Origin of the sequence: Streptomyces fulvorobeus (assembly GCF_013167895.1) — a bacterium.
In the GTDB taxonomy this organism is placed as follows: domain Bacteria; phylum Actinomycetota; class Actinomycetes; order Streptomycetales; family Streptomycetaceae; genus Streptomyces; species Streptomyces fulvorobeus.
This window is the reverse complement of record NZ_BLWC01000001.1, coordinates 5453228-5473205: the sequence shown is the minus strand read 5'-3', so window position 1 is coordinate 5473205 and position 19978 is coordinate 5453228. Positions and strand designations below refer to the sequence as shown.

Sequence of the window (19978 nt, the reverse complement as noted above, 5' to 3'; positions counted from 1 at the left end):
GGTCGCGGAAATCAATACGCGATAAACGGGGGTGCAACGGGCATGAGGCGCATGTTCAGTTCGGCCTGCGCGAGTGTCGTGATCGTCGCCGCCACCACCGCCGGCTGCACCGGGGCGGCGACGGCCGATCCGGCCGGAGCCGACCGTCCACACAACGCCGCCGAAGCAGGGCGCCAGGGCCGCGAGTTGACCGACCGCGAGGAGATCCTCGTACGGCGTGCCGAGCAACTGCTCGTGAAGGAGTGCATGGAGAAGGCGGGCTTCACGTACTGGGTGGGGGCGCTGCCGACGGTCGACGACCTGAGCGGCAACGGTTCCTTTCTGACCGACGTCGGCTGGGCGAAGAGAAACGGTTACGGAAGCCGGCTTCATGCGAAGGCCCAGAACATCCAGCGCGACGACCCGAACAGCGCGTACGCCAAGACGCTCTCGCAGGAGCAGGGCGTCCGGTACAGCGACGCGCTCCTTGGCTCGCCGTCGAGCGGGATGCTGACGGCCGAGCTGCCCGCCGGCGGCGCCGTCCAGACACCACGAGACAGCTGCCTGGCCGACGCCAAGGGCCGGCTGTACGGGGACTTCGAAACCTGGTTCCGAGCCGAGAAGACGGCCACGAACCTGACGCCCCTGTACGCGGCGGACCTCGTCAAGGACCAGCGTTTCACGGGCGCGGTCAAGGAGTGGTCGGCGTGCATGCGGGCGGCGGGCCACGACTACGCCGACCCGTCGCAAGCCCGCGAGAAGTTGCCGGAGCTCACCGAGGGCCTGAGCGAGGAGAAGGGGTACGCCGTCGAGGTCGACCTGGCGGTCGCCGAGGCCACCTGCGCCAACAAGACCCCTTTGACCAGGAGGGCACGCGCGCTCGAAACCGAGTACCGGAGAAAGCAACTCCCGCATCACGGCGACCACATCGCCATCTACCAGCGCATGAGCCTCGACGCACTCGCCCGGGCGGAGGCGATCACCGGCTCGACGGCCTGACCCGCACTCACCGCCCCGGGCCCAGGCATCCAGACTTCCGCGGCGCCACCGCCGCGGAACCGCAACACCGCACCCACACACAAGGAGTGATCCACCATGCGCAAGATACTGGCCACGGCCGCAACCCTCGGCCTCGCGGGCCTCGGAGCCATCGTCCCGGCAACGAGCGCGCACGCCTCCACCGCCTGCAACAACGCGTGGAACGCCACCGCCGCCGGCAACTTCGTCGCGTACAACGGCACCAACTGCGGCGGCGACCGCCTCGGCATCACGGAGGGCCAGGACCAGGACTGGGGCAACAGCACCGGCTCCTTCCAGGGCAGCGACACCAACCAGGCGACGTCCCTCATCCACAAGGGCACGACCACCATGCGCGTCCAGCTCTTCAACGGAACGGGGGATGACTGGGCGGGCGGCCACACCTGCCTCACCCAGGGCGAGAAGTACATGGACACTCTCGACAATCAGTACTTCACCAGCGGCGTCGAGGTGAACAACCAGATCAGCTCCCACCGGTGGATCTGGAGCGGGTGCGGCGCGACCCTCAACTCCTGACCCGGCCACCCACCCGCACGGCTGACCCGTGTGCCCACCCCGTGGCCCGCCGCCTCCCGGCGGGCCACGGGCAGCATGCGAGACAAGGAGAGACCATGCGCAAAATCCCCGCCGCGTTCGCGACGCTCGCCCTCGCGGCTCTCGGCATCATCGTCCCGGCGACCGGCGCTCGGGCTTCGGCCGCGTGCGACAACGCGTGGAACAGCACGGCGCCGGGCTACTTGCACATCTACGCGAACACCGACTGCACCGGGCTCCTCGCCAGGACCACGACCGACGACTCGGACTGGGGTGACGCCTCCGGGCCCGTCCGGGGCGTCGACCTCGGTGAGGCGGGGGCCGTGCTCCACAAGGGGTCCTACGGCATGGCCGTCAAGCTCTACCAGGGTCGCAACCACACCGGTGACCACGCGTGCCTGACTCGTTCGGAACCCGTGAGCGACGCGTCGGAGCCGAAGTTCCCCGACGGCCGTTCCGTGAGCTCCGTCCGCTCCCACCGGTGGGTGTGGGCATCGGAGTGCGCCATCTGAACCCTTCGGTACGGCTCGGCCCGTGCCCCCGTCCCCGTGACGCAGGCGGCTCAAACTGCGGGATGGGCCACGGGCCGAGCTTCCGCATGCCTCAGCCCAAGTTCCCGAGGAAAACAGTGATCACCAGAAATGGCGTCCGTCACCATGGAGAGGCGGTCCACCTGGGCCCAGTACATTCCCCTTGTTCCAGAGCGCGACAACGGCGGCGTGTTCATCGGGGAAAGGAGATCGTTCTCCTCGGGCTCGGAGACGACCTGCCGAAGAAATACAGCGGGAATTTTCTCGGATCACTGGTATGAAGCCGAGGGCATCCTGTCCTACTTCCTGGTCCGTCCCCACGGAATCATTTACGAGGGCCGGGGCCGCCGGAGGGGCGAGGCCAACGGCGGCCGCCTCATCATCGTCGGCGGTCGCGAACTCGGCCGGAACACCGCCTTCCACTCGATCCAGGGAATGCTGGGCACCCAGGACGAGCCGAAGGCCGCGATGCCGACATCGACAGCTCGTCTCCACCTGCGGTACGCATTCCCGTCCGCGGGGCCGGGGAGCTGATCCTTCCGCACAGCGCCCACGGCTGTCCCAGCGGCGGAACCCGACCCGGTCCCAGCGCGCGCCCCACGAGTCCCTGACCACGGCCGACCACGAGGCGCGTCCAAGCACGGACGCGGCGGGCGCCCGCACCTTGTCCGAGGAAGTGAGGGGTCCGGCCGGAAGCGCTCATCCGATGTCTTGCCGCCGGAGCTCAGCCCTCTGGTTTCTCCTTGTCGTACTGGCGCCGCACTCATAGGGTTCACCGCATGAGTCATCCGATCTCTGGCCGCGAGTCCTCACCTACGCATACCGCCGCCGGGCACACCCTCTGGTACGGCGTTCCCGCGACCGACTGGGAGCGTGAGGCGTTGCCGCTCGGCAACGGGGCCCTGGGCGTCATGGTGTTCGGCGGGGTGGCCCGCGAGCGGCTCCAGCTCAACGAGAAGTCGCTCTGGACCGGCGGCCCCGGGAGCAAGGAGGGATACGCCCACGGGAACTGGCCCGCGCCCCGGCCCGACGCGCTCGCCGAGGTGCGGCGGATCATCGACGAGGAGGGGGCGATGGACCCCGGCGAGGTGGCCCGGCGGCTCGGTAATCCGGCGTACGCGGACACGGACGGGATTCCCGGCTTCGGCAACTACCAGGACTTCGGCGAACTCGTTTTCGACGTGCCGGACGCTCCGGCCTCCCCCGCCGGTTACCGGCGCGGCCTCGACATCGCGCAGGCACTCGCCACGGTCTCCTACGGGGACGCGCGCGACGGCGGCGAGCGGAGACAGGAGCCGCGGCAGGGTGGCGGCGTCCGCACCCGCTTCAGCCGTGAGTACTTCGCCAGCCACCCCGCCCAGGTGGTCGCCGGCCGGCTCGCCGCCGACCGACCCGGCCAGGTGTCGTTCACGCTGGGCTTCGCCGCGGCGCGGAAGGGGGCCTCGGTGACGGCCCGGGGCGGACGGCTGCTGATCCGCGGCGTGCTCGACGACAACGGCCTGGTGTACGAGGGCCAGGTGCGGGTCCTCCACCACGGCGGCACCCTGACCTACGATGACGGCCGGATCACCGTGACCGGCGCGGACAGCGCGACGTTCGTCTTCTCCGCCGGGACCGACTACGCCGACAGCTGTCCCCGGTACCGCGGCGAGGACCCCCACGCACGCGTGACGGCCACCGTGGACAGGGCGGCGGCGCAGCCCTACGAGGAGCTGCGCGCCGCCCATGTCGAGGACCACCGCGCCCTGTTCGACCGGGTGCGGCTCGATCTGGGCGGGCGGATGCCTGACATCCCCACCGACCGGCTGCTCCACGCGTACGCGGGCGGCGAATCCCCCGGCTCCGCCGGCCCCGCGGACCGTACCGGCCCCGCCGACCTGGCGCTGGAGTCCCTCTACTTCGGCTACGGCCGGTATCTGCTGATCGCCTCCTCACGCCCGGGCTCGCTCCCCGCCAACCTCCAGGGCGTCTGGAACAACTCCAACACCCCTCCCTGGAGCGGGGACTACCACACCAACATCAACATCCAGATGAACTACTGGCCGGCCGAACCGACGAACCTCGCGGAGACCGCCGAGCCCTACCAGCGGTTCGTCGAGCGACTGCGCGAGCCGGGGCGCGGGACCGCCGCGACGATGTTCGGTACCGAGGGCTGGGTGGTCCACCAGAACACCAACCCCTTCGGCTTCACGGGGGTGCACGACTGGCCCACCTCCTTCTGGATGCCGGAGGCGAACGGCTGGCTGGTGCAACAGCTCTACGAGCACTACCTGTTCCACCTGGACGCGGAGTTCCTGCGCGTGCACGCCTATCCCGCGATGGAGGAGGCGGCCCGCTTCTGGCTGGCGAACCTGCACACCGATCCGCGCGACGGGACACGGGTGGTATCGCCCAGTTACTCGCCCGAGCAGGGCGCGTTCACCGCGAGCGCGTCGATCTCCCAGCAGATCGTGTCGGACCTGCTGACGAACACCCTGGAGGCCGCCGAAGTCCTGGGCGGGGACGAGGCGTTCCGTACGGAGCTGAGGGCGGCGCTCGGCGCACTGGACCCGGGTCTGCGGATCGGCTCCTGGGGCCAGCTCCAGGAGTGGAAGGCCGATCTCGACGACCCGGCCGACACCCACCGACACGCCTCGCACCTCTTCGCCCTGCATCCCGGCCGCCGGATCGAGCGCGGCTCGGCCCACGCGGAGGCGGCCCGCGTCTCGCTTGCGGCGCGCGGCGACGGCGGAACCGGCTGGTCCAAGGCGTGGAAGATCAACTTCTGGGCCCGGCTGGGGGACGGCGACCATGCGGCGAAGATGCTCGCCGAACAGCTCAGGTCCAGCACCCTGCCCAATCTCTGGGACACCCATCCGCCGTTCCAGATCGACGGCAACTTCGGTGCCACGGCCGGGATCGCGGAGATGCTCCTGCAGAGTCACAGCCGCGGCGGATTCGTGGACGTCCTGCCCGCGCTGCCCGCGCGGTGGGCGGAGCAGGGTTCGTACGAAGGGCTGCGCGCCCGGGGGACTTCACCGTGGGCGTGGACTGGCGGCACGGCGCGGCGACGGAGATCCGGATCGTGTCCGGCAGCGGGATGACGGCGAAGGTGCGGAGCCCGCTGTTCGACGGGCCGTTCCGCGTCCGGCGGGCGGACGGGCGGCCCGGCGGTCACACGGCGCGGGACGGTGTGCTGGTCCTGCCGACGGAGGCGGGCGGGGAGTACCGGATCACCGCGCGGACCGGGTGATCCCGTCCCCTTGCGGTGTCACTCCCGCGCGGCGGGCGGTGGCACGAACTCGCACCACACCGCCTTTCCCTCACCCCTGGGCTCCACACCCCAGCGGTCGGCGACCGCCTCGATCATCATCATCCCCCGCCCGGAGGTCGCCGCCTCGCCCGGTGTGCGGCGGTGGGGCCGGACGCTGGAGCGGTCGTTGACCCACAGCCGGATGCGCCGGTCCGGCTCCAGCAGTACCTCCAGGGTGACGACAGCGCCGCCCTCCGTGTGCAGGAGGACGTTGCCGAGCAGCTCACCCGCCGCCACCTCCACATCGTCGGCGAGCGTGCCGAGACCCCAGTGTTCGAGGCTGTGCCGCAGCACAGCGCGGGCCTCGGCCAGCCCTTCGGGATCGGCCTGGTGGACGTACTGGTGGATGCGCGGGGCCTGCGCCGTCCCCAGGTCCGGGGATCTGCGCAGGACGAGCAGGGCGATGTCGTCGCCCGACTTCGCCCGCCCCCACAGCCCTTCCGTCACGTGGTCGGCGAGGGCCTCCGCCGCGGCGGGCCCGGTGCGCACGGCCTCGGCCAGGGCGTCGAGTCCCACCTCGATGTCGAGGCCCGGTGTCTCCACGAGCCCGTCGGTGCACAGGAGGAGGGTCTCGCCGGGCACCAGGTCGAGACGGGTCTCGGGGTACTCGTCGTCACCGAACACCGTCGCGAGCCCCAGCGGGAGCCCGCCGCGCAGCCGGGGCCAGCCGATCCGGCCGTCGGTGTGCCGGACCATCGGCCCCAGGTGCCCGGCCCGGACCGCCTTCACGGCTCCCGATGCGAGGTCGACCTGCGCGTACGTACAGGTGGCGAAGCGCTCGGTGTCGAGCTCCGCCAGGAAGCGTGAGGCGCGGGCCAGCACGGTGGACGGGGTGTGGCCCTCGGCCGCGTACGCGCGCAGCGCTATCCGGAGCTGTCCCATGATGGCCGCGGCGTGGGTGTCGTGCCCCTGGACGTCTCCCACGACGAGTCCGATGCGCCCTCTGGGCAGCACGATCACGTCGTACCAGTCACCGCCCACGTCCCGGCCGCTCCACGCGGTCCGGTAGCGCACCGCGATCTCGGCGCCGTCCACGTCGGGGATGTGGCGCGGCAGCATCGAGGACTGGAGGTCGGTCGCGAACTTGCGCTCCTCGTCGAAGAGGATGGCCCGCTGGAGTGACTGCGCGACGATACCCGCGAGGCCGACGCACAGAGTGCGGTCCTCGGCGGAGAACTCGGTGCGCTCGCGGAAGAAGAGTCCCAGCCCGCCGATGGAGCGCGCCTGGGCCACCAGCGGCAGGAAGGCCGCCGCGTCGAGGCGGCGGCGCCTGATGTAGGGGCCCAGGCGCGGGAAACGGTCGGCGAGCTGGGGCAGCGAGGCCACGAAGCGCGGCTGCTGGGTGAGGACGGCCTCGGCGAGCGGCAGCGAGTGGTCGACGTCGTCGAGCGTGAGTTCGCTGAGGATGGACATCGGTTCGCCCGCGAGGCCGATGAGTTTGAGGTCGCTGCCCTCGACCAGCCCCAGGACGAGTCCGTCGGCGCCGAAGCGCTCCATTCCCCCGGCGCCGGTGAGTGCGGCGGTGACGTCCTCGACGGTCACCGCCTGGGACAGGGCGTCGGTGGTGCCCTGGACCATGGCGGTCATGCGCTGCCTGCCCGCTTCGAGCGGGCTGACCACGCTGAACTCGGCGAGGTCCGATAGGGCGTTCCGTACGATGCCGAGTATCCGGAACGGCACGCCCCGCTCGTCGCGGACGATGTGGCCGCGCACGTGGGTCCACTGGCGGAGGCCGTCACGGCGCCGGATCTGGAAGTAGCCGCCGTAGGACGACTGCCCGGCGTCCACGGCCTTGCCGAGCGCGGTCTCCAGCCGGGCGCACTCCTCGGGGGGCACGCGCCGGACCAGCGAATCGGCCATGCCGTCGAACTCGTCCGGGCGCAGGTCGAAGACGGCCAGCCCGCCCTCGTCGAGCACGAGCGTGGACCGTTCGAGATCCCAGTCGAACGTGCCCATGCGGTTGAGGGCCAGCCGTTTCTCCGCACCGATATCCGGTCGATCACGTGCTGCCATGCGTACGCTCCGCAGGGGCCGGTATCACCGTGGCTGCTCCTGTGCTGTCCTGAGCATAACTTCGCGGGAAGTTCCGCGCGCGGCCGCAGACAGGGGCCTCATGGCGTCCGCGGTCCCTTCCTGCGGCGGCGCGACGCGCGCGGCCTCGTCTGACCGCCCCGGCCGCGCGATACCTCCATACGGGTGACAGACCGGCGCGCGGGGCCGGTCAGCCCGCCGGGACCACCGGAAGTTCCAGCAACCCCGTGTCCTCGGGGGCGCTCGTGACGGTCACAGGCTTGACACCCCGGTTGCCGAAGTACGCCGTGTCGCTCGCCGCGATCACGAACTCCAGCCGGTGCCCCGCCCCGTACCGGTGCACGGTGCCCGGCAGTTCGACCGTGAAGGGGCGGGTGACGTCGGGGACCCGGACCGGGGCCGCCAGGCGGTTCACCAGTTCCCTGCTGCCGTCCGGCGCCACGTCGTAGACCTTGGCGAACAGGACCAGCTTGTCGGAGGCGTCGCCGCTGTGCTGCACGCGCTCCGTCGTCGGCGAGACCACCCTCAGGGTGGCCTTCGGGGCGCCGACGACGTCGAGGGGCGCGGTCAGGGGTGCGCTGGTCCAGCCGAGATAAGTGCCCTCGGTGTCGTACGGGGCGCGGTCGGACAGTCCGGTCAGGCCGGCGAGCGAACTCTCGGAGTGACTGGTGGGCACCAGGCGGTTGCTGTACCGGCGACTGCCCCAGGCGACCTCGGAGCGGGCGTCGACCAGTGTGCCGTCGCCGGAGAGGTACATCGTCCGGGAGAGGGCGGGCACGGCGTCCGCCGTGCCGTAACCGCTCCGCCAGCTCCGGTGGTAGGCGAAGGCCGGACCGGTGCCGGTGTTCTTCTTCCGGAGGTAGCGGTCGAACCGGGCGAGCACGCGCCGGCCGACGTAGCTGGTCTCCAGATTCCCTTCCGTCAGGTCCAGTTCGCCGGGCCCCTGGCCACCGCTGTGGCCCCAGGACTGCCAGATCATCTTCGTGGTGGTGCCCTGCGCCTTGAGGGTCCTGTACGTGGCGGTGGCCTCGTTCAGGTTGAACAGAGTGTCGGCCTGTCCCTGCACGAGGAGGGTCGGCGCTTTGACCCGGCCGAGGTAGGAGGCTGGGGAGACACCGCGCAGGTAGGCGAGCATCGCCTCCGTCCCGGCCTTCGGGTAGCGCCCGGAGTTCAGCAGCCTGATGGTGTCGCACGCCTTCGGCGCGAAGTGGAGGCAGGTGAGGTCGCTGAACCTGGACGGGTCGAGGCTCGCGCCGAGCAGCGTCTGCCCCTCCCCCATCAGGTAGAAGCCGTTGGTCCACTGCCACTTGAAGACACCGGGGGTGCCGGAGGAGGCGCCCTGGCGCGCACCGGTGTTGTTGGGGGCGAGCGCGTATCCCAGGTCGTTCCAGGTGATGAGCGGGACGAGGGCGTCGACCCGGCGGTCGACGGCCGCGGTCGCGAGCTGCACCGCCCCGCCGTACGAACCGCCGATCATGCCGACGCGCGGATCGCCGGCCCCGTCCTGGGTGACGTAGTCGGCCTCGGTCCCGTCGTCGGCCGCGCGGGACCCGGCCAGGAAGTCGAGGAGCCCGGCGGCCGCCTCTCCGTCGACGGCGGGGTCGTCGAGGGTGATGAGACAGCCCGACCTGCCGAAACCGAGTCCGGAGTAGACGAGACCGACGTACCCCCTCGCGGCGAACGCCTTGCCGATGGTGTCCGTGGACCCGTCGGACTTGCTGCCGCCGAAGCCGTTGGTGGCGAGGACGGCGGGGGCGGGATGTGCGGCGTCCACGCCCGTGGGGCGGTAGAGGTCGGCGTCGACGGTGCACGACCGGTCGCCCGCGCGGACGGTGAACTTCAGCGGGGTGACGGTGTACGGCTCCGCTTCGGCCCGGGCCGGGTTGGTGAGGACGAGGGGCACAGCCAGCGCCGCCCCCGCCGCGAGGGCGAACGGTCCGCGGAACCGGGAGACAGCACCTGACACCAAGACCTCCACGACGAAAGCCCCTACCGGCCCCGGTAAGTACCGGGGCCGCGCTCATGCTGTGACATCGCCGTAGCCGTGTCGACGCCGGGACCAGGCTTCCCCGCATCGTCCCCACTTCCGCACGCGCCGACGGAATTCACCCGTCCGGGGAGACCGCCCGAGGCAGTCAGACGAGTGCGGGCACCTCGGCGGTGAGCGTGCACCGGCCGCCGTCCGCCGGAGCGTCCAGCACGGCCGGCACACCGAGCGGAACGGTCAGCGCCGACCGGCTGTGGCCGAAGCCCAGTTCCTCGACCACCGGTACGCCCAAGCCGCCGAGCCGGTCGGCGAGTACGGCACGCACCTGCTCGTACGGCCCGCAGTCCACCCAGGAACCGCACGCCACTCCGGTGATCCCGTCGAGGGCTCCGGCACGCAGGAGCTGAGTGAGGATGCGGTCGATCCGGTACGGGTCCTCGCCCACGTCCTCGATCACCAGCAGCCCGCCGCCGGCCGCCCGCCGGGCGTGCGGAGCGCCCAGGCCGGTGGCGAGCAGGCTGACGCAGCCTCCGTACGTGACGCCCCGGGAACGGCCCGGGACCAGTGCGGCCGCCGAGTCCAGCCCCAGGGTGCGGACCGACTCCGGCTCGAAGAGGGTGGCGCGCAGGTGCTCCTGGGTCGGGAGGTCCTTGAGGAAGGTGTCGGTCGCCACCATCGGGCCGTGCAGGGTGGAGAGCCCCGTACGCACCGCGAACGCCTCGTGGAGCGCGGTGATGTCGCTGTAGCCGACGAACACCTTGGGTCCGGCCGCCCGCATGGCGCTCCAGTCCAGCAGGTCGACCATGCGGTGGGCCCCGTATCCCCCGCGGGCGCACAGTACGGCGGCCACGGACGGGTCGCACCAGGCGTCCTGGAGGTCCCGGGCGCGGTCCTCGTCCGTACCGGCCAGGTAGTCCAGCTCCGGGTGGGCGTCCAGGACGTGGGGAGCCACGACCGGCTCCAGCTCCCAGCTCCGCAGCAGGTCGAGCCCGGCGCCGAGCCGCTCGGCGGGCACGGGTCCGCTGGGGGCCACGACGGCGACCCGGGCACCGGGCCGCAGCCGGGCGGGCCGGGTGAGGGGCGTGAGCGTCACGTGTGCAGCTCCAGTCGTGGTACGTCAGTGCGGTCGATGCCGAATGTCTGGGCGTACAGGGAGAGTTCGGCCTCAAGCGCCCGGATCAGGGTGTCCGCGCGCCGGAACCCATGGCTCTCCCCCTCGAAGGCGAGATACGCGTGCGGGACGGCCCGGCCCTCCAGTTCGGCCAGGAACCGTACGCACTGCACGGGCGGGCAGATCACGTCGTCGAGGCCCTGGAGCAGCAGGAACGGGACGGTGAGCCGGTCGGTGCGGTGGATCGGCGACCGCTCGCGGTAGCGCTCGGGGACTTCGGCGAACGGACCGACGAGCGATTCCAGGTACTGCGACTCGAAGTCATGGGTCTCGTCGGTGGCCCAGCCCGCCAGGTCGAGAATGGGGTACAGGATCGTCCCGCAGGCGTAGACGTCGGTGCCGGTCAGGGAGGCGGCCGTGGTCCAGCCGCCGGCGCTGCCGCCGCGCACGGCGAGCCGGTCGCGGTCGGCCGCCCCCTCGGCGGCCAGTGCCTCGGCGACGGCGGCGCAGTCCTCGACGTCCACGACGCCCCACTGTTCGCGGAGCCGCTCGCGGTAGACGCGCCCGTAGCCGGTGGAACCGCCGTAGTTGACCTCGGCGACTCCGATGCCCCGGGACGTGAAGTAGGCGATCTCCAGGTCGAGTACGAGCGGGGCGTGCCCGGTGGGCCCGCCGTGCGCCCAGATCACGTAGGGCGGCTTCTCGTCCTCGGGACCGGTGTGGCCGGGGTGGTGCGGCGGGTGGACGTGGGCGTGGATCTCGCGGCCGTCGGGTCCCGTGAAGACGCGTTCGCACGGCTGGGAGTAGTACGCGGGGTCGACGGCGTCCCGGTGGTGCGCCCCGATGATCCGGGTGTGGCCGTCGGCGGTGTCCAGCTCGACCACCTGGTAGGCGGTACGGGGACCGGCGGCGATGCCGATGACCCGGGTGTCCTGCACCGCGAGCGTCTCGGCCCAGGCGGTCCAGGGGCCCGCCACGTCGGCGAGTTCGCCGGTCTCCGGGTCGAGCACACCGAGCCGGGTGGTGCCCTTGCCGTGGATGACGGCGATCAGCCCGTTGTCCAGGAGCCGGAACCAGCGCAGTCCGATCCGCCACATGGGGCCGCCGAACTCCTCGTTCCGGCCGCCGCACAGCCTGCTGCTCGGCGGGGCGGAGCCCGCCGGGGCATCAGGGCGGATGCGCTGGAGCTCCCACCAGCCGCCGGCGTCGGAGACGAACAGCAGCGAGCCGTCCCGGTCCCACTCGACCTGGCAGACGGACTCGTCGACGTCGCCGACGAGCGGGCGGACCCCGCTGAAGGTGTCCTTGTCGGTGATGTCGGCGACCATCACCACCGTGCCGTCCCACGGCATCCGGGGGTGGTCCCAGGCGATCCAGGCGGCCCGCCGCCCGTCGTACGAGACCTTCGGCCCGGTGACGAACCGGTGCCGGTCGTCGGAGAGCTCCCGTACGGCGTCGCGGTCGTCGGCCGCCGAGCCGTCCAGGGGTACCGCCACGATCGCCCGGCGCACATCGGTGGGCGCCTCGCCCGTGAACTCCTCCATGACGCACCAGACCTCGCCCTGCACGCCGCTCCCCGTGCGGACCGGGCGGAGCTGCGGGTCGGCCCAGCGCAGCCCGTCCCCGACCTCGGAGACGGGGGTGAGCGGCCAGGGATCGCGGGTCCCGTCCGGTTCGTACGCGTACAGCCGCTGGTCGTCGAAGTGCACGAAGACGATGAGCGGGCCGCCTTCGGAGCGCTCGGCCCCGGCCCAGGGCTGTCCGCCGTACTCGATGACGCGGCTCCGGGCGTTCCACGGGGCGGGCAGCGCCGTCGTGGTGGTGCCGTCCGCGCGGCGGCGCACCAGGGCGCGGCGGCCGTCTTCGGCCGGGCGCGGCTCCGTCCACCACACCTCGTCGCCGACGGTGCCGACGAACTCGGGGCGGCCGTCGTGCGAGGCGGCGAGTGCCGCGTCGATCGGTGAGGGCCAGCTTCCGTAGGGCGCTGTGGTGACCATGTGGTTCCCCCGTGTCGGGTCAGGCGGTGCGAAGGTAGTGGTCCAGGACGCGGACGCCGAAGTGCAGGGCGTCGACGGGTACGCGCTCGTCGACGCCGTGGAACATGGCCTGGTAGTCGAAGCCGACGGGCAGCTTCAGTGGCGAGAAGCCGTAGCCGGTGATGCCCAGGCGGGAGAACTGCTTGGCGTCCGTGCCGCCGGACATGCAGTAGGGCACGACGTGGCCGTCCGGGTCGAAGCGTTCGACGGCGGCGCGCAGCTTGGCGTACGTGGGTGAGTCGACCGGGGCCTGGAGCGGGATCTCGCGGTGGTGGAACTCCCAGGAGACACCGGGTCCAGTCAGCCGGTCCAGGGTCTCCTGGAACTCGTCCTCGCCGCCTGGCAGCATCCGGCCGTCGATGAAGGCGGTGGCGCGGCCCGGGATGACGTTGACCTTGTATCCGGCGTCCAGCATCGTCGGGTTGCTGCTGTTGCGCACGGTGGGCTCGACGAGCGCGGCGGCCGGGCCCAGCTTGCCCAGCAGTTCGTCGACGTCGAAGCCGGGGGCCTCGGTGTCGACGGGGATGCCGTGCAGGGCGGCGATCTCGGTGAGGGCGGCCCGGACGGTCGGGGTGAGCCGCACCGGCCACGGGTGCGAGCCGATCCGGGCGACGGCCGCGGCCAGGGTGGTGACGGCGTTGGCCCGGTTGACCTTGGAACCGTGTCCCGCCTTGCCCTCGGCGGTCAGCTTGAGCCAGCCGGTCCCGCGTTCGCCCGCGGCGATCGGGTAGAGGGACAGACCGTGCCCCGCGTGGAAGGTGAAGGCCCCGGACTCGCTGATGCCCTCGGTGCAGCCGTCGAAGAGGCCGGGGTGCCGGTCGACGAGGAAGCCGGAGCCGTCGTCCGCGCTGGCCTCCTCGTCGGCGGTGTACGCGATGACGATGTCGCGGCGGGGGCGGACGCCGGCGCGTGCCCAGGCGCGTACGACGGAGAGGACCATCGCGTCCATGTTCTTCATGTCGACGGCCCCGCGGCCCCAGACGACGCCGTCGCGGACCTCCCCGGAGAAGGGGTGCACGCTCCAGTCGGCGCTTTCGGCCGGTACGACGTCGAGGTGCCCGTGGACGAGGAGGGCGTCGGCTGACGGGTCCGTGCCCTCGATCCTGGCGACCACGTTGGTGCGCCCGGGCGTGCGCTCCAGGAGCGCGGGCTCCAGCCCGGCGGCCGCGAGCCGCTCGGCCACGTACTCCGCCGCCGGGCGCTCCCGGCAGCCGCCGTCACCCCGGTTGGTGGTGTCGATCCGGATCAGCTCGGAGGTGAACGTCACCGATTCGTCGAGTGCCTGCTGGTCCACGGGACCGAGCGGGCGGGTGGCCTCAGCCATATTGTTCCTCCACGGCGGACGACACGATGGTCGTCACCGCCTTGAACGTGCGAATACCTTCGTACATCGTGCCGCTCGTGTAGGCGACCCGCCGCTCGCCGCTGGGCGCGACGCCGGGTACGACGGTGGCGGCGGCGGCCAGATGCTCGGCGTCGAACTCCAGCTCCACCGTGAAGGAGCCGCCCGTCACGGGTGGCCGGCGCACGGCGAGTGCGGCTGCCTCCCTGGCCGCGGCCCTGATGTCGGCGGCGGTACGGGTGGGGGTGCGGCACACCGCCGCGTACCGCGACACGTAGTCCTTCACCGCGACCGTGCGGGCGGCGGGCGCGTATCCCCCGGCGTCGGCGCAGGTCAGGTCGTCCCCGGTGACGAGGACGACGGGCACCCCGTACTCGGCGGCGACATGGGCGTTGAGCAGCCCCTCGCTCGCGCGGACCCCGTTGAGCCACACCCCGGTGATGGAGTTGGCGAGGTAGGTGTGGGCGAGCACGCCCTCCGTACCGGCTCCGGTGTGGTAGCCGACGAAGGCGACGGCGTCCACGTCCCCGTGCTGGATGCCCTCGACCATGGAGAGGGACTTGTGCTTGCCGGTGAGCATCTGCACCCGCTCGTCGAGCCGCTCAAGGAGCAGGTTGCGCATGCTCCAGTGGGCCTCGTTGACGAGCACCTCGTCGGCGCCGCCGTCGTAGAAGCCGAGGGCGGCCGCGTTCACGTCGGAGGTGAACATGGGGCGGCACCGCTCCCACTGCGGGGTTCCGGGCAGCACGTCGGCGGGCCACGTCACTCCCGTGGCGCCCTCCATGTCCGCGCTGATGAGGATCTTCATCGGCGCAACGTTACGCGTCGCCGGGGAGCCGGGCCAGAACCACAGGAAGGTTTAATGGTTCAGTCCTGTGATCGTCTGCCCGGGCGGTGTGCCGGAGCGCGGCCGGGCGGCCACAGGGGAGCACGGCGCCGCTCGGGGCTGACTGGTCGCCGCGCGGAGATGACGGCCGTCGGCCCGCTCAGGCGCCGCGCCGGACGTGCGGGGGCGGCGGGGAAGCCGCCAGCGCCTGTTCCGTCCAGATGACCTTGCCGTCGTCGGTGTAGCGGGTGCCCCACCGGTCGGCGAACTGCGCGACGAGGAAGAGGCCGCGGCCTCCCTCGTCCGTGGTGGCCGCCTGGCGCAGATGGGGTGCGGTGCTGCTGTGGTCGGATACCTCGCAGATCAGCGCGCGGTCACGGATCAGCCGTACCCGGATGGGGCCGGCCGCGTGGCGGATGGCGTTGGTGACCAGTTCGCTCAGGATCAGCTCGGTGATGAAGGACTCCTCGGTCAGTCCCCACTCGGCGAGCTTGCGGGACACGTCGGCCCGTACGGCGGAGACCGCCGAGGGATCGGACCGGACGTCCCAGTCGGCCATGTCCGCCGCGTCGAGCCGGTGCGTGCGGCCGATGAGCAGCGCGATGTCGTCGCGGGCCGGGTCGCTCACCAGCGTACGGACGACGGCCTCGCAGGTCTGCTCGGGCGGGTCGGCCGCGTGGTCGGCGAGGGTGCGGCGCAGGAGCTCCAGACCTTCGTCGATGTCACGGCGGCGGTCCTCGACGAGGCCGTCCGTGTAGAGCACCAGTTCGCTGCCCTCGGGAGGATGACGTCGAGGGTCTCGAAGGGCAGGCCGCCGAGGCCGAGCGGCGGGCCGCCGGGTACGTCGGCGAGCTCGGCGGTGCCGTCGCGGTGGACGATCACCGGCTGGAGGTGTCCGGCCCTGGCCATGGTGCAGCGCCCCGAGGCGGGGTCGTAGATCGCGTAGAGGCAGGTGGCCCCGGTGACCGCCGCCTCGGTCGGGTCGAACGCCTCGCCCTGGTCGATGCGGGCGACCAGTTCGTCCAGGTGCCAGAGGATCTCGCCGGGCGGGACGTCCAGCGTGGAGAAGTTGTGGACGGCCGTGCGCAGCCGTCCCATGGTGGCGGCGGCGTGGAGTCCGTGGCCCACGACGTCGCCCACGACGAGCGCGACCCGTGCGCCCGGCAGCGGGATGATGTCGAACCAGTCGCCGCCGACGCCGCCTCGCCCGGCGTGGGCGGGCAGGTAGCGGTAGGCGACGTCGAGGGCGTTCTGTTCGGGGAGACCGTGCGGGAGCAGGCTGCGCTGGAGGGTCACGGCCATGGTGTGCTCGCGCGAGTAGCGGCGGGCGTTGTCGATGCTCACCGCGGCGCGGGCGACCAGTTCCTCGGCGAGGGAGAGGTCCTCCTCGTCGAAGGGGGCGGGGTTGGCCGAGCGCCAGAACATGGCCACGCCGAGGATGGCGCCGCGGGCCCGCAGGGGTACCGCGATCTTGGAGTGGACGCCGTTGTCGACGAGCCTGCGGGCCCGTACGGGGTTCTGCTCCTGCCACCCGGCGAAGTCGGCCAGATCCGTTTCGAGGACCGCCTCCCCCCGGCCCAGTCCGGAGCCCATGGGCGTGCTCGGTACGAAGCGGAGGGTGGAGCCGACCGGGTGCAGGCCCATGTCCTCCAGGCCGGCGCTGAGGGCCGTGCGCCGCATCTCGGTGCCCTCGCGGATGGCGGCCGGTTCCTCGCCCTGGAGCACGGACTCGACGACGTCGACGGTGGCGAGGTCGGCGAATCTGGTGGCGGCGAAGCCCGCCAGTTCCTCGCAGGTGCGCACCACGTCGAGGGTGGTGCCGATCTCGGCCCCGGCCTCGTAGAGCAGGTTGAGCCGCCCCCGTGCCACGTCGGCCCGGCCCGTCAGGGCGCGGAGTTCGGTGGTGTCGCGCAGGGTCGTCACACTGCCCGGCGGGCCGCCGTTGCGGTCCGTGGACCGCTGGTTGACGGCGAGCAGGCGCTCGCCGACCGGGTGCAGTTCGTCGGTCACGGTACGGCCCGAGTCGAGCAGCTCCGTGGTGACCGGGTCGAGGCCCAGTTCCGGGACCGTGCGCCCTTCCACGTCCGGCGGCAGGGCCAGCAGCCTGCGCGCCTCGTCGTTGGCGAGCAGGAGACGGCCGTCGCCGCCGACGATGACCACGCCCTCCCGTACGGCGTGCAGGACGGCGTCGTGGTGCTCGTACATGCGGGTCATCTCGGTGGGTCCGAGACCGTGTGTCTGGCGGCGCAGGCGCCTGCTGACGAGCGCGGTGCCGCCGGTGGCCAGGAGCAGGATTCCGGCGGCGGAGCCGAACAGCAGGGGGAACTGGCCCTCCGCGGCGCCGCTCACGCGTTCGAGGGTGACGCCCGCGGAGACCAGGCCCACGACGGTGCCGTCAGGGCCGACGACGGGCACCACGGCCTGTACGAGCGGCCCGATGGTTCCGGTGATCCGCTCGACGACGACGCCTCCGCGCAGGGCGGGCCCGACGTTGCCGACGAACTTCCTGCCGATGCGGTCGGGCAGCGGGTGGGTGTAGCGGATGCTGTCGGTGCCCATCACGACTATGAAGTCGACCCCGGAGCGCTCGCGAGCCCGCTCGGCTCGCGGCTGGAGCAGAGCGGTCGGGTCGGGGCTCTTCAGTGCGGCGGCGGTGCCCGGAGCACTGGCGAAGGTCTCGGCCACCGCGACCGACCGGTTGCGGGCCTCGGTCTCGCTGTCGGCACGGGACTGGAGCACGAGCGCGGCCACGGCTGCGGCGACCAGCAGCACCACGATCGCCACTTGCAGGAGGAAGACCTGACCGGCGACGGTCCGCATCCTGAGAACCGAGCGCGGGCGGCCGTAGCGGGCGGCCATGCCCCATCTTTACACGCTCCGCATCCGCCGGGCGAGCCGCCCGCCCGCGCAGGGGACACGCAGGCATTCCCGCGGTGGCGTGCCCCGGCGGAAACCGCGCGCCGGCCGGGCGTCGCGGACACCGGGCGTGTCGCCGGGTCCGCGACCGCCGCGACCGCGCCGGGACGGCCGGATGGCACACTGGCCGCCCCGCCTGCCGCCTGAAGGAGCCCCCGCAGTGCCGATCGCCCGCAAACTACGCCACGCGGTACGCCGCACTCTCGGCCCCCGGGTGGATCTCAGCCACCCGGCGCGTTCGCCGCTGGGCAGCTCGGTCGTCAACTGCGTGCTGTACGAGGACGGTGTCCGGCATCCGGCCGCGTGCCCGGCGCGGGAGGCGCTGCACCGGGTCCGCCGCTCCGGCCGGGGCTTCGTCTGGCTGGGGCTGCACGAGCCGTCCACCGATGAGTTCGCCGGGATCGCCGAACTGTTCGGGCTGCATCCGCTGGCCGTGGAGGACGCGGTGACGGCTCATCAGCGGCCGAAGGTGGAGCGGTACGAGGAGATGCTGTTCGCCGTCTTCAAGCCCTGCGGTTACGTCGAGCACGAGCAGCTCACCGCCACCAGCGAGGTGGTGGAGACGGGCGAGATCATGGTCTTCACGGGGACGGACTTCGTGATCACGGTGCGGCACGGCCGCCATGGTTCGCTCGGCCCGCTCAGAGAGGCGCTGGAGGCGGACCCGGACCAGCTGGCCAAGGGGCCCGCCGCCGTGCTGCACGCGATAGCCGACCAGGTGGTCGACAACTACCTGCTGGTCGCCGAGGCGGTGCAGCACGACATCGACGTGGTGGAGACCGCGGTCTTCAGCGCGGAGGCGGGCCGGGGCGACGCGGGCCGGATCTACCAGCTCAAGCGCGAACTGCTGGAGTTCAAGCGGGCGGTGGCGCCGCTGAGCCGGCCGCTCGAGCACCTGGCGACCCGGCCGCTCGCACCGGCGGGACCGGAGTTCCAGCCCTACTTCCGGGATGTCGCGGAGCATCTGGCCCGTACCACGGAGCAGATCACCTCCTGTGACGCCCTGCTCGACTCGGTGCTCCAGGCCCACCTGGCGCAGGTGACCGTCGCCCAGAACGAGGACATGCGCAAGATCACGGCGTGGGCCGCCATCATCGCCGTACCCACCATGGTGTGCGGGGTGTACGGCATGAACTTCGAGCACATGCCGGAGCTGCGGTGGACCTACGGGTATCCGTTCGTCCTCGGGCTCATGGCCACCGCCTGCTTCGTCATCCACCGCGGCTTCCGCCGCAACGGCTGGCTCTGACGGGAGACGTCAGCCCGCCGCGAGGATCTCCTCGATCCGGGCCAGCTCCTCGTCGGCGAAGTCCAGGTTCGCCACGGCGCCGACGCTGCTCTCCAGCTGGGCGACGCTGCTCGCGCCGACCACGGCGGAGGTGACCCGGCCGCCGCGCAGCACCCAGGCCAGGGCCAGCTGCGCCAGGGTCTGGCCGCGCTCCTTCGCCACCTGGTCCAGGGCGCCCAGCCGGCGCACCAGCTCAGGGGTGACGGCGTCCGGGGTGAGGAAGGGGCTGTCGCCCGCCGCCCGCGAACCCTCCGGGATTCCGCGCAGGTAGCGGTCGGAGAGGATGCCCTGCTCCAGCGGCGAGTAGGCGATCGAGCCGGTGCCCAGCTCGTCCAGCGCGCTCAGCAGCCCTTCCTCGGGGCGGCGGTCCAGCATCGAGTAGCGCGGCTGGTGGATGAGCAGCGGGGTGCCGAGCTCGCGCAGGATGCGGGCCGCCTCGCGGGTCTGCTCGGGCGAGTAGTTGGAGATGCCCGCGTACAGCGCCTTGCCCTGGCGCACCGCGGTGTCGAGGGCGCCCATCGTCTCTTCGAGCGGGGTCTCGGGGTCGGGCCGGTGGGAGTAGAAGATGTCGACGTAGTCGAGGCCGAGCCGGGTGAGGCTCTGGTCCAGCGAGGCGCGCAGGTACTTGCGCGAGCCCCACTCCCCGTACGGCCCCTCCCACATGCCGTAGCCCGCCTTGGTCGAGATGACGATCTCGTCCCGCAGGTGGGCGAAGTCCGTCTTCAGGGCGCGGCCCATGGTGACCTCGGCGGAGCCGGGGGGCGGCCCGTAGTTGTTGGCGAGGTCGAAGTGGGTGATGCCGAGGTCGAAGGCCCTGCGCAGGATGCGCCCCTGGTCCTCCGGATTCCGGTCGCCGCCGAAGTTGTGCCACAGCCCGAGGGAGAGCGCGGGGAGCAGCAGTCCGCTGCGCCCGGTGCGCCGGTAGGGCATGGCGGAGTAGCGGTCGGCCGACGGGAGGTACATACGCGGGCTCCAGGGGAGAGGTTCCGGGTGCGCGCCGGGCTCGGCGCGCGCCACCAGGCTGGCGCAGAACGATCCAGCAGTCCAACAGGAGATTGCGGTCGCATT

At 72.0% G+C, this 19978-nt stretch carries 12 protein-coding genes and 2 pseudogenes; 6 read left to right on the top strand and 8 right to left on the bottom strand.

Annotated elements, in window-relative coordinates:
- Positions 1-42 precede the first annotated feature (42 nt).
- The 5 genes and pseudogenes from Sfulv_RS24600 (at position 43) to Sfulv_RS24580 (ending at position 5313) form a co-directional block, all read left to right on the top strand.
- Complete coding sequence (locus tag Sfulv_RS24600) at positions 43-978, top strand: hypothetical protein (RefSeq protein WP_173316682.1); 936 nt, start codon at positions 43-45, stop codon at positions 976-978.
- Positions 979-1074: 96 nt separating this feature from the next.
- Complete coding sequence (locus Sfulv_RS24595; protein WP_173316681.1) at positions 1075-1533, top strand: hypothetical protein; 459 nt, start codon at positions 1075-1077, stop codon at positions 1531-1533.
- A gap of 95 nt (positions 1534-1628) precedes the next feature.
- A complete protein-coding gene (locus tag Sfulv_RS24590; RefSeq protein WP_173316680.1) occupies positions 1629-2063 on the top strand; it encodes a hypothetical protein in 435 nt (144 codons plus the stop codon).
- 129 nt (positions 2064-2192) lie between these two features.
- Complete coding sequence (locus tag Sfulv_RS24585; protein WP_173316679.1) at positions 2193-2615, top strand: hypothetical protein; 423 nt, start codon at positions 2193-2195, stop codon at positions 2613-2615.
- 245 nt (positions 2616-2860) lie between these two features.
- A pseudogene (locus Sfulv_RS24580) lies at positions 2861-5313 on the top strand (glycoside hydrolase family 95 protein).
- Positions 5314-5331: 18 nt separating this feature from the next.
- Here Sfulv_RS24580 and Sfulv_RS24575 read toward each other — a convergent pair.
- From Sfulv_RS24575 to Sfulv_RS24545, 7 genes and pseudogenes are all read right to left on the bottom strand, one after another.
- On the bottom strand, positions 5332-7386 hold the full coding sequence (locus tag Sfulv_RS24575) for a SpoIIE family protein phosphatase (protein WP_173316678.1): 2055 nt from the start codon (positions 7384-7386) through the stop codon (positions 5332-5334).
- Positions 7387-7594: 208 nt separating this feature from the next.
- Complete coding sequence (locus Sfulv_RS24570; RefSeq protein ID WP_173316677.1) at positions 7595-9382, bottom strand: CocE/NonD family hydrolase; 1788 nt, start codon at positions 9380-9382, stop codon at positions 7595-7597.
- A gap of 157 nt (positions 9383-9539) precedes the next feature.
- A complete protein-coding gene (locus Sfulv_RS24565) occupies positions 9540-10484 on the bottom strand; it encodes a S66 peptidase family protein (protein ID WP_173316676.1) in 945 nt (314 codons plus the stop codon).
- Positions 10481-12499 (bottom strand): prolyl oligopeptidase family serine peptidase, encoded by a 2019-nt coding sequence (locus tag Sfulv_RS24560; protein ID WP_173316675.1) that lies wholly within the window; start codon positions 12497-12499, stop codon positions 10481-10483. The genes Sfulv_RS24565 and Sfulv_RS24560 overlap by 4 nt, the downstream gene beginning before the upstream one ends.
- Before the next feature lie 19 nt (positions 12500-12518).
- The gene (locus Sfulv_RS24555) at positions 12519-13862 is read right to left on the bottom strand and encodes a M20/M25/M40 family metallo-hydrolase (RefSeq protein WP_173316674.1); all 1344 of its coding nucleotides are present in this window, start codon (positions 13860-13862) and stop codon (positions 12519-12521) included.
- Positions 13855-14688: a M55 family metallopeptidase gene (locus tag Sfulv_RS24550; RefSeq protein ID WP_173316673.1), complete on the bottom strand. Its 834-nt coding sequence runs from the start codon at positions 14686-14688 to the stop codon at positions 13855-13857. The genes Sfulv_RS24555 and Sfulv_RS24550 overlap by 8 nt, the downstream gene beginning before the upstream one ends.
- 178 nt (positions 14689-14866) lie before the next feature.
- Positions 14867-17565: pseudogene (locus tag Sfulv_RS24545) on the bottom strand (SpoIIE family protein phosphatase).
- Between the two features lie 172 nt (positions 17566-17737).
- On the opposite strand from Sfulv_RS24545, the gene Sfulv_RS24540 reads away from it, so the two are divergent.
- Complete coding sequence (locus Sfulv_RS24540) at positions 17738-18871, top strand: magnesium and cobalt transport protein CorA (RefSeq protein WP_173316672.1); 1134 nt, start codon at positions 17738-17740, stop codon at positions 18869-18871.
- 9 nt (positions 18872-18880) lie between these two features.
- Here Sfulv_RS24540 and Sfulv_RS24535 read toward each other — a convergent pair whose 3' ends face one another.
- Positions 18881-19873 (bottom strand): aldo/keto reductase, encoded by a 993-nt coding sequence (locus Sfulv_RS24535; protein ID WP_173316671.1) that lies wholly within the window; start codon positions 19871-19873, stop codon positions 18881-18883.
- Positions 19874-19978: the final 105 nt, after the last annotated feature.